The 8873-nt window shown below is 60.4% G+C and carries 18 protein-coding genes; all 18 read right to left on the bottom strand.

What is annotated here, in order from left to right:
- Positions 1 to 658: hypothetical protein (locus QYE77_RS14480; RefSeq protein ID WP_315626194.1), on the bottom strand; the 658-nt coding region annotated here is incomplete at its 3' end.
- A 214-nt stretch (positions 659 to 872) separates the two neighbouring features.
- A complete protein-coding gene (locus QYE77_RS14485; RefSeq protein ID WP_315626195.1) occupies positions 873 to 1103 on the bottom strand; it encodes a hypothetical protein in 231 nt (76 codons plus the stop codon).
- 1 nt (position 1104) lies between these two features.
- Complete coding sequence (locus tag QYE77_RS14490; RefSeq protein WP_315626196.1) at positions 1105 to 1545, bottom strand: type II toxin-antitoxin system VapC family toxin; 441 nt, start codon at positions 1543 to 1545, stop codon at positions 1105 to 1107.
- A complete protein-coding gene (locus QYE77_RS14495; RefSeq protein ID WP_315626197.1) occupies positions 1527 to 1808 on the bottom strand; it encodes a hypothetical protein in 282 nt (93 codons plus the stop codon). The genes QYE77_RS14490 and QYE77_RS14495 overlap by 19 nt, the downstream gene beginning before the upstream one ends.
- A 244-nt stretch (positions 1809 to 2052) precedes the next feature.
- A complete protein-coding gene (locus QYE77_RS14500) occupies positions 2053 to 2277 on the bottom strand; it encodes a WGR domain-containing protein (protein WP_315626198.1) in 225 nt (74 codons plus the stop codon).
- A gap of 9 nt (positions 2278 to 2286) precedes the next feature.
- Positions 2287 to 2547 carry a hypothetical protein gene (locus QYE77_RS14505; RefSeq protein WP_315626199.1) on the bottom strand — a complete coding sequence of 87 codons (261 nt, stop codon included), beginning with the start codon at positions 2545 to 2547 and terminating at the stop codon, positions 2287 to 2289.
- A 58-nt stretch (positions 2548 to 2605) separates the two neighbouring features.
- Complete coding sequence (locus QYE77_RS14510) at positions 2606 to 3070, bottom strand: hypothetical protein (protein ID WP_315626200.1); 465 nt, start codon at positions 3068 to 3070, stop codon at positions 2606 to 2608.
- Positions 3067 to 3477, bottom strand: a complete 411-nt coding sequence (locus QYE77_RS14515) for a putative toxin-antitoxin system toxin component, PIN family (protein ID WP_315626201.1) — start codon at positions 3475 to 3477, stop codon at positions 3067 to 3069. The genes QYE77_RS14510 and QYE77_RS14515 overlap by 4 nt, the downstream gene beginning before the upstream one ends.
- Before the next feature lie 3 nt (positions 3478 to 3480).
- Positions 3481 to 3765: a hypothetical protein gene (locus QYE77_RS14520; protein WP_315626202.1), complete on the bottom strand. Its 285-nt coding sequence runs from the start codon at positions 3763 to 3765 to the stop codon at positions 3481 to 3483.
- A gap of 60 nt (positions 3766 to 3825) precedes the next feature.
- Entirely contained in the window at positions 3826 to 4377 is a 552-nt protein-coding gene (locus QYE77_RS14525) for a hypothetical protein (RefSeq protein ID WP_315626203.1), read from the bottom strand.
- A 3-nt stretch (positions 4378 to 4380) separates the two neighbouring features.
- On the bottom strand, positions 4381 to 5256 hold the full coding sequence (locus QYE77_RS14530; protein ID WP_315626204.1) for a tyrosine-type recombinase/integrase: 876 nt from the start codon (positions 5254 to 5256) through the stop codon (positions 4381 to 4383).
- Positions 5253 to 5735 (bottom strand): hypothetical protein, encoded by a 483-nt coding sequence (locus tag QYE77_RS14535; RefSeq protein ID WP_315626205.1) that lies wholly within the window; start codon positions 5733 to 5735, stop codon positions 5253 to 5255. Before QYE77_RS14535 ends, QYE77_RS14530 begins: the two co-directional genes overlap by 4 nt.
- Positions 5732 to 6031 (bottom strand): hypothetical protein, encoded by a 300-nt coding sequence (locus QYE77_RS14540; RefSeq protein ID WP_315626206.1) that lies wholly within the window; start codon positions 6029 to 6031, stop codon positions 5732 to 5734. Before QYE77_RS14540 ends, QYE77_RS14535 begins: the two co-directional genes overlap by 4 nt.
- 42 nt (positions 6032 to 6073) lie before the next feature.
- Positions 6074 to 6676, bottom strand: a complete 603-nt coding sequence (locus QYE77_RS14545; protein ID WP_315626207.1) for a hypothetical protein — start codon at positions 6674 to 6676, stop codon at positions 6074 to 6076.
- Positions 6677 to 6682: 6 nt separating this feature from the next.
- Positions 6683 to 7075: a GxxExxY protein gene (locus tag QYE77_RS14550; RefSeq protein ID WP_315626209.1), complete on the bottom strand. Its 393-nt coding sequence runs from the start codon at positions 7073 to 7075 to the stop codon at positions 6683 to 6685.
- Between the two features lie 12 nt (positions 7076 to 7087).
- A complete protein-coding gene (locus QYE77_RS14555) occupies positions 7088 to 8002 on the bottom strand; it encodes a hypothetical protein (protein ID WP_315626210.1) in 915 nt (304 codons plus the stop codon).
- On the bottom strand, positions 7989 to 8471 hold the full coding sequence (locus QYE77_RS14560) for a hypothetical protein (RefSeq protein WP_315626211.1): 483 nt from the start codon (positions 8469 to 8471) through the stop codon (positions 7989 to 7991). Before QYE77_RS14560 ends, QYE77_RS14555 begins: the two co-directional genes overlap by 14 nt.
- The gene (locus QYE77_RS14565) at positions 8472 to 8837 is read right to left on the bottom strand and encodes a hypothetical protein (RefSeq protein WP_315626212.1); all 366 of its coding nucleotides are present in this window, start codon (positions 8835 to 8837) and stop codon (positions 8472 to 8474) included. It abuts the gene before it with no gap.
- Positions 8838 to 8873: the final 36 nt, after the last annotated feature.

Below are 8873 nucleotides of genomic sequence, written 5' to 3' on the forward strand. Positions count from 1 at the left end.
GCCCAGGGATGCCCATGGCTTTCAGGCGCTCCACCATCCAGTATCGCGTGATCGGCATGGGGACAATCAGATTTGCCTGCCGCATTCTCATCCACTTTTCAGGATTATCCCGTGATCGGGTCTCCACTTCGCAGTAGTAGAACCAGCCTTCGGGGTCGGTCAGTTTCAGGTCGGGCTGGAACCAGGGCGTTTCCTGCGGATCGAACGGCATCACTTCGGCTTTCCACCCCCGCAGACGTGCCTGGTAGGCGGCCATAAGCACCAGCGCGGCATGTCCTTCCTGCTCTTCCCCCTTGTGCAGGCGGACGATTTTCTCCCAATCGCTCTCCACCGGTTCAACCCCCAGCGCACGGGCAAGTGATTTGCCATAGTCGGTCAGTCGGAGAACACTTAATTTGACGGGCGCAGTCCCCGGCAACTTGATTGCAAAATACTCCACCATACGATGAGCCACCTGCTCATCTGCCAGTGCACCGTAAACTACGTTGCGCAACGAATTTGCCCTTGGACTGGACCCGGTCTTTTGGGACAGCAGAAGCAGTAAATCCAACGCCGTTGAAACACCCGTTTCTGCCAGTATCTTCACTGCCAGAATGACACGTGGCCAGAATTGACCACGCCAGCGCCAGGCAATCCATTGGTGACCGTAAGGCAACATACTTGCTTTTTTCGCTCTACTGAGTCTCATAACTTCAAGATAGAGAAAATTGCTTCATCGCGCAAGGGAATTTACAAATTTGCAAACTGGTGTTACTGTTCCACCTTCAAAACTGGGGATACCGTCCAGCCCCCCATACTCTTTCCCCCTCTCCGCGCCTCTTTCCCTCCCGCCCATGCCTCAGGCGGGTCAAGCCGTACCGACCCTCCTGCCTCTAGCCATCCGGGGAGATCACCGTTCCGTCCACCTCCTTCGCTTCCCCTGCCCGTTTCCCTCGTGCGATCTCGTCCAACCCCGCGGGAAGCACCACCAGGTTTCCCCCGCTTGACCCACAGTGCGGGCAAGAGTCCGGCAGCATCACCCCAACCGGGATCACCGCCCCACAGGACGGGCAGTAGGCATGCCAGTGACCAACATGTGGAATGTGCAGCGGCTCCGTTGCCATGCTATGACACCTCCCCGATCCAGTGTGCCCAGGATACGCCCTGCGCCTGCAAGGCATGGATCAAGCGCTGGTCGGCGCTCCACAACTCGGCGTTCAGACTCTCGGCCAGTGCGACATACTGCGCGTCATACGCTTTGCTCTGCCCAAGACGCTCCGCCCAGCGCAGGGCTGCATGGTGGAGTTCCACCGTAGGCATAGCCTGCTCAATGGCCATCCCATCCAGATCAACCAGGGCTTCATCCGCTTTGGCCAGAGAGATCATTCCCAGTTGCACCGCCTTATACAACCCGTTAGCGCATTCATAGCCCCACAGTGCCGGAGCATATAAGGCTTGACGCTGCTTTTTCAACTGCTCCATGAGCCGATAGGCACTATCGGAATACGGCAGGTTCAGGAACAGCGCCAGGGTGACATTGGCGTCAATTACGGCTCGCCCCGCCATACTCGCTCCATGTCGGCATCCCGCTCCTGGCGGGCTTCCTGGATCAAATCCGTCTCAATCCGCGGTAGATCGGCCTGTTCCTTACGCCACTTGGCAAGAATCTGCTCCCGCCGCTCCCAAACGTCCGTTTGGCGTTCCAGGGCATCCAGCCCTACGTCCAGGGCCTGGCGCAAGACGCTGGCCAGGGTTCGCCGCTGTCGCCGTGCAATCCGCTCCAATCGCTTACGCTGTTCAGGTTCAAGCAAGACCTGATAACGCTCCATGCTTCACCTTCCAATCCGGATTTACACCACTTTACATTAAGTGATGTATATTGTCAATAACGTCGCGCCAGCCAGGGGAAATTCAGCATCAATACCCCGCTACATACCCGCTTCTTGAAACCCCATTTGGCCATGTCCAGCGTTCCAGCCACAGGTCGCTCTCCGGGTGCCTGGCGAGGGTCGTCCCGTCATATGGTTGTGCAACCACCAATTTTTCGCAGGCTTAATATTACGCATAAGATTTTCATCCCTCGCGGTAGCCTCGCCGCCGTTTTTGCGCCACGATCGTGGCCATGCGTTCCTCGGCCTCTCCCCGCGAGCCGCACGGGATGATCCGCCAGCGTTCGTAGCGGGTGCGCAGGCTCCCCCACCCGCACACCACCGCCCAAGGCTCAAATAGCGTCGCTTGCACCGCCACCACATACCAGCGATACACACGCCTGGGTGGATCCACACGGATAAGCCGCATGCCATGATTCTACCGCCCCTGCAAACCGGCTACCGCACCTGCCGCCGCCAGCGTGCACAATGCCCCTATCAGCACCACCAGCCCCAGCAGCAAACCCACCACGGCTGCCCACCGCCGCACCGGACGGCGCAGACCGATCACCCCCAACACCACCGCCCCCAACCCCAGCGCTCCTGAGGGCAACGAAAGCAGAATCGGCCCGCGCGGGCCAATTGCGAAACTCGCCAGGCACAGCGGCAGCACGCCGATCACCGCCAGGATCAGGCTCACCAGCCCGGCTCGATTGGATTAGACGTTCGTCACACTCGTCTCGTTCATGGTTCACCTCTCACGGTTCAATGCTTCGAAACTGCGCATCTTCCAGCAAGTAGATCAACGTGTCCAGGTTCAGCCCCGCCAGGATCGGCGCATGCCGCCCATCCGTCATCTCCACCGTCACGTATTCCATGTGCCCACCCGGCCCCTCGCTCACCACGTACGCCACCTCGCTCACCTGCCACCCCGTGAGGGACAGGTTCACCTCCGCCGCCTTCCCCGTTCCCGTGTCCAGCGCTTTGACCACCGGCAGAACCATCCCCCCTTCCAGCACCAGGGACGGGTATGGGTAATCTTCGGGATTCTCGCTCGGCGGAAGGATGTCCACCACCGCCCGTTCTGCCGCCTGCTCGACCACCCACTCCAGCAGGCACTTCGGCTCAACGTTCTGCGCCACCTGCACCAACGGACACCCGTGCTCCTCGCAGCGCTCAAAGTTGCCCAGATCGTAGTTGTGTTTGCGAAATGCCATGGTCATGATGTGCTCCGCTTCAGCCACAGTTGTAGAAACTCCGCCGGCGAAAGTACCGGCGGATGGGTGATAAACGCAAAGTGTTCCGGGTTTCCCGTCACCAGCGCATCCACATTCCCGCTGACGGCCACCTCTGCAAAGGGCAAATCATCCACATCGGGGGCATCCACGTTCAGCGGAGAAGCGCTCACCCCCTCACCAGTAAAGATCAGGTATTCCATCAATCGCTGTACATGCCGCTTCTCAAACCCAAACCGCGGGCGCGCGAGCACCTCCCGATACTCGGCAAGAATGCGATCGTCGTACACAATCTGCACCGCCCCGGCCAGGATCAAGTCCAACACCCGCCCCGGCGCACCAAAAGGGTTGAGTAACGCCGACACCAGCACGTTGGTATCGAGAACGATGCGCATGCCCTATTTCCGCTCCTTGCGCGCTGCTCGAATTTCGGCTTCGATGTCTGCTTCGCTCAACCGATCCAACCCGCGTTCCTGGGCGATTTCCCGCATTCGGCGCACGGCTTGCTGGGCGCGCAGTCGCAGTAGGATTTCCAACACCTGCTCGACCTCGCCGGGTTCAACGGACACCATCACCGCAAAAGGTTCGCCCTCTCCCGTGACCACCAAATGCCCGGCTTCCTTGAGTTTTTTACGCAGTTCCCCCGGAGTGTTGCGCAAAACACGATAGGGTACAAACGTCATCTCCGCCTCCATATGTAGCCATATTTGCTACATTTACTCTACCAGATTCCTGCTCCCACGTCAATCGGTTTTCACAAGCCATCCCTTGCGCCTCGCCAGGGCTTGTTCGCATTTTGCCGCAAGTTGATATGCCCGCATCAGCGACAAACCCGCATCTCCAAACGCCATTGCCAGCACCCGCCTCGCCCAGCCCTTTGCCCTGTTTGTCCTCTGCTCCACCACCCATGCCGTCGGGTCTTCGATCCCATGCACCACCCGCAGCCGCCACCACCACGCCGAACTCTCGAACTCAAAGCGCTGCTCCTCACGGCGCAGGGTCTCCATCGCCGCATTTTGGACATCAAAGCGATCCAGCCCATGCGGTTGCAAGGGCACCAGCGGCAGGAGCGCCTCCCACACCAACCGCCCCCTCTTCACGCCCTCGGGCATCGCCAGCACCTTCGCAATCATGTCCTTCAGCACCTCCGGCGTCAACACCTGCTCGCGGATGACCTGCGCGCGGTAGTGCATGGGCAGCACACCGTAGCGATCCAGCACCTCATACCGCGTCATCCGCACCAGGTCAAGGTCGTCCACCTGCTTCAACTCGTCCGGCTTTTCCAACCTGAACATGGCCTATCCCTCCAGCACCTTCACCGCCCGCTCCAAATCCCGCTCTCCGGGCGTCACATACACCCGGGTCGTGTTCAAACTGCTGTGTCCCAGCAGTGCCGCCACCTCGTGCAGTCCCACCCCGGCATCCACCAGGTTCTTGGCCAGCGTGTGCCGCAGCGTGTGCGGGTGTACCTCCACCCCCGCACGCCTGCCCAGCTCCACCAGCCGCCGGTAGGCCCCCGACGGCGTCAGGTCGAACACGCTCCCCTGCTCATCCCGGCTTTCCTCCAGCCACGTTTTCAACGCCTTACGCGCCTCACCGTTTAGCGGCACGCGGCGGGTCTTGTTCCCCTTCCCGCGCACCATGACCCACCCCGAACGCTCTCCCATCTGCACGTCCTCCCACTTCAGCGCGCACACCTCGGCAATGCGCAGCCCCGTGTTCAGCAGGAACACCACCAGCGCCCAGTCCCGAACCGCCAACCGCCGCCGCATTTCGGTAGCCGCCGCGCCGATCCCACGCTCCGCTTCCCGCACCAGCCGGTACTGCTCCTGCTTCGTCAGCCATCCCGGCGAGAGCTTCTCTTCCCGCGGCATCTTCACCCGCACCGTCGGGTCGCGCTCGATGCGCCCCATCGCCATCCCCCAGCGGCAGTAGGCCCGGATCGCCATCAGGTGGTGACGCACCGTCGCCGCACCGGCCTGCCGCACCGTTTGCAGCCACCCGCGATACTCCCGCACGTCCGCCGGGGTCACCTCCTCCACCTGCAAATCCTTCCCGTTCGTCCCTTCGAACCACGCCGCAAACTGCCGCAAGTCCGCCAGGTACCCCCGCACCGTCTGTACGCTGCGATCCTGCTCCCGCAGCCAGACCTCGAACTGCTCCAAATCGCTCATCTCTCAACCTCCAGCCTCAATCCCTCTCCCGGCCGATTCGTCACCGCTCCCTTCACTCCCCACAGCCGCACCCAATCCGCCAGGTCATCGGCGCTCCCCAGCAGCCACAACAACGCCACCACCAGCCCCCGGCGCACACCCGCAAAGGGCATGATCAGCGCACCCACAACCACCGGCAGCACCAGCGGCGCCAGCATCACCCGCCGGTACACCCTCACCTCCACCGGCTCCAGCACCCAAAACCTGAACCACCCCGCCCTCACGCTCCCCGCGCTCACCCCGTGCCTCAGTGCCGTCATCAGGTGCAAGCCCTCATGCAAGGCAAAGCCCAACAGCACCGCCAGCCCCTGCGTCAGCAGCAGGCCGGTCAGTCCCTTCGTGTCCCACAGCCAGCCCTCCATCAGCCGCACCATCCCAAACAGAATCAGTCCAATCACCAGACCATACGCCACATACCAGCGCTTATCACGCAATCTCATCCCCGCACCTCCACCCGCAGCACCTCCAGATCCTCTACCCGCGCCTCGACATCCACCCCTCGCGGCGCAGTCCCCGGTTTCAGCCGTACCACCAGGTAGACATCTCCAATCTTTGGGCTGTAAAACCCGTCATTAGGTGGAACACCGAGTAACTTCGCCGTGCCACCATGTCGGATATAGTGCGGCACGCCCGTCGCTACTGCCTGCTCAACCTCTGCCCACGCCGCACGCTCAATCTCCAGCACGGCCGGCAGTTCCACCGGCGGAACCAACGCATTCACGATCGCCGCAATCATCGCATCACCTCCTCGCAACTTCCGCATCGCTCACCGGCGGACTCACCGTCCCGCCCCCTGAGGACGCGGCGCTTCGCGCCCGTCCGTGGGGGGCGTGGACGTCAGGCCGCCCACGGCGCCGTCAGGCGCTCCATGCCCCAAGGCCGTCAGGCCAAGGGGCTCCCCCTCCCGCCGCTCCCGTATCTCCTGCACCAGCCGATACATGTGCGCTCGATCCGCCTCTCTCACCTCCTCCCACAGGTACACAATCTCCCGCAAACGGTGATCCGTCAGCAGCCGCAGCAGCCCCGCTTCCGGTGTCGACAGCAGGGTCATGTGCTTCACGTTCACCACCCCAGCCACCAACCGCCCTTCCACCGCCACGAACGGTTTGCCGTCCAGGTGCGTCACCTCGAACACCTGCCCGTTCAGCCGTACCAGCGCACTGCCCCCTTCCGTCGGGTTGAACCGCCGCAGCAGTTCCAATAGCCCCACCGCCGGCTTGTCCGCCAGCACCACCCGATGCCGCTCCAGCCCCGCCGTGTCCGTCCACAGCCAGCCGCGGATCACCGGCGCCAGCAGTCCGCTCTTCTCGTCCAGCACCACCTGCTCCATGCGCTCCACTTCCAGATACCCCTGCAGCATCACCCGATTCGCAAATCTCATCTCGCCTCACTCCATCCACACCCGCCGAAATTCTAACCGCTCACCGCCAAAGCCCAACAGCAAGCCCACCGCATCACCACCCCACACCCGCAGATACCGCCGCACCTGGTCGAAATCCACCTGCTCAAAACCACCCCCCACCACCTTGCACTCGATCAGCACCGTCGCATTGCCTTTCCGCACCAGGAGATCCGGCACCACCTCACCGACCACCCGCCCGCCATACCGCACTTTCAGGTGCGGCTTGTAGGACACCTTCCAGTCCCCACTCCCCCGCAACTCATGCAGCAGCGCCCGATGATACAGCAACTCCGGATGCCCGGGCCCCAACTCCCGCTGCACCCGCCGCGCATGGCGGATGATCTTGCCCAATAACGGCAGGTATTTTTCGGCAATCATCAGCCACCCCGCCTAATGCCGGACGTAGTCGGCATACTCACCCACCACAAAGCGACGACCATCGGTGCGGTCTTCCCCGTCCAGCGGCGGCAGAAGCCCAGAACGCAGACCGGTCAGGAAACGGGCGGCGGCATATTCCTGAGGTTGCTTTTTAGCCCAGTCCAACCAGGCTTTAAACGCTTTGCGGTTGGTGCGGTAATACGCTGCAATCTCGTCAATCTTTCCAACCCACCCAATCTTTCGCAGGCCTTGTAACACCCCCTTCGGTAAAATTAGATCCTCTCTAGTTTTTTGATCAACAACAGCAGCAGCAACAGCAACATCGGAATTCGCGAATTCGCCGCTGTTGTTGTTAATCTCTGTAGTCTCTGTTGTATTCTCTGTTGTAGTCTCTGTTAAGTTAACGAATGCCGTTTTTCGGCTTTCCCGAAAGCCGTTTTTCGGCATTCCCGAATGCCGTTTTTCGGTTTTCGGGAATTTTGGCAAAACGGGGTCAGACTCCGTTTTGTCGGAATTCGGGAAAACCGAATTTCGGTTTTCGGAAAAATCAGCAAATCCACTTTTTGTGCCACTCTCGCCTTGCCACTCGGGATGATTTTTGACCGCTTCCTGCCAGACGGCCTCCAGTGCATCCAGATTCAACCGGAATGCCATCTGGTGGCGCAGGCGGTCATACTTTTCTTCGAGAATGCCAAGATTGCACAGTTGCTTTCGGGCGGTTACCTGCTCGTCGTAGGATAGACCCGTCTCGTTTTCGATCTCGTCGCTGTTTTTCCAGACCCAGCCGTCCATATCGTTGCCCTTGCCGTACCAGTAGAGCATCTGGCACAGGAAAATGCCAGGGCGGTTTCCCCCAACCGCAATTGCCAGCCTGGGATAGTAGGCTACCGGGTAGCCAACCGAAATCAACACATCACTGATTCTCATGGGTGCCTCCGAGATCCTGGTTTATTTGTTCAAAATCTACGGTGTAATGCATTGTCGGACCGCCGCTTGATCCCTTGCGCAGAGTAGTCTTTACCCACCGGGAAACCTTTTCCCGCGCGGCATCCACCTCGTGGCGCGAGAAAAACAGGTCTTCCTGCCACTCCTTGCTCGAACGCGCGAACGTCGCATCAGGCGATCTTTGGGCTAAAGCCACACACCGCGCCAGGAACAACGCAGATTTCAGGTCGCCGGTCATGGCAATGAAGTCGCGGGGAATGATCAGAACATCGCCGCGAACGGCGATTCGAAACAGGTCAGTGATGTCTTGCTGGTTATTTGCCATCGCTCGCCTCCCAACGCCGCAAGCTTCTTTCGGCGTCTTCTCGGTTTGTCCTGGCCAAAAATACAACAGCATTCCCCCTGCCCCTCGCTCGGCTGTGCTCCCAAACTTGCGTGAAAGCTTCTCCACTCATTCCTGCCCTCCCTGTTGCTTTTGAAATCTCGGGTAAACGTCAAACACCACAATCTCTTGCTCCTGAGCATCTCTCCCAATCGAGTAAGAAATCAGCAATCCCCGCTTCACCGCCCGCTCGATGCCGTCCAGCACTGATTTACGATCCAGCCCGGTCATTATCTCAAACTCCGACAGCGTGATCGGTTCTGCACCGCCCACCTGCATCAGTCGGGCAACCGCAGCGATCACCACTTTCAACTCCGCCAGGCTCATCCACGGCAGGAGCATCACCACTTCCGGCGGCAACACCACCGTGTCGGGTATGCTGATCCCGTCCAGGATCGGGCCGAAGTCATCATGTAGGTTGGTTTCAGGGTTCACCGTGCACCTCCTTGTGACTTGTTATAACAACCGTTT

It is taken from the genome of Thermanaerothrix solaris, from assembly GCF_032334255.1.
In the GTDB taxonomy this organism is placed as follows: domain Bacteria; phylum Chloroflexota; class Anaerolineae; order Anaerolineales; family Anaerolineaceae; genus Thermanaerothrix; species Thermanaerothrix solaris.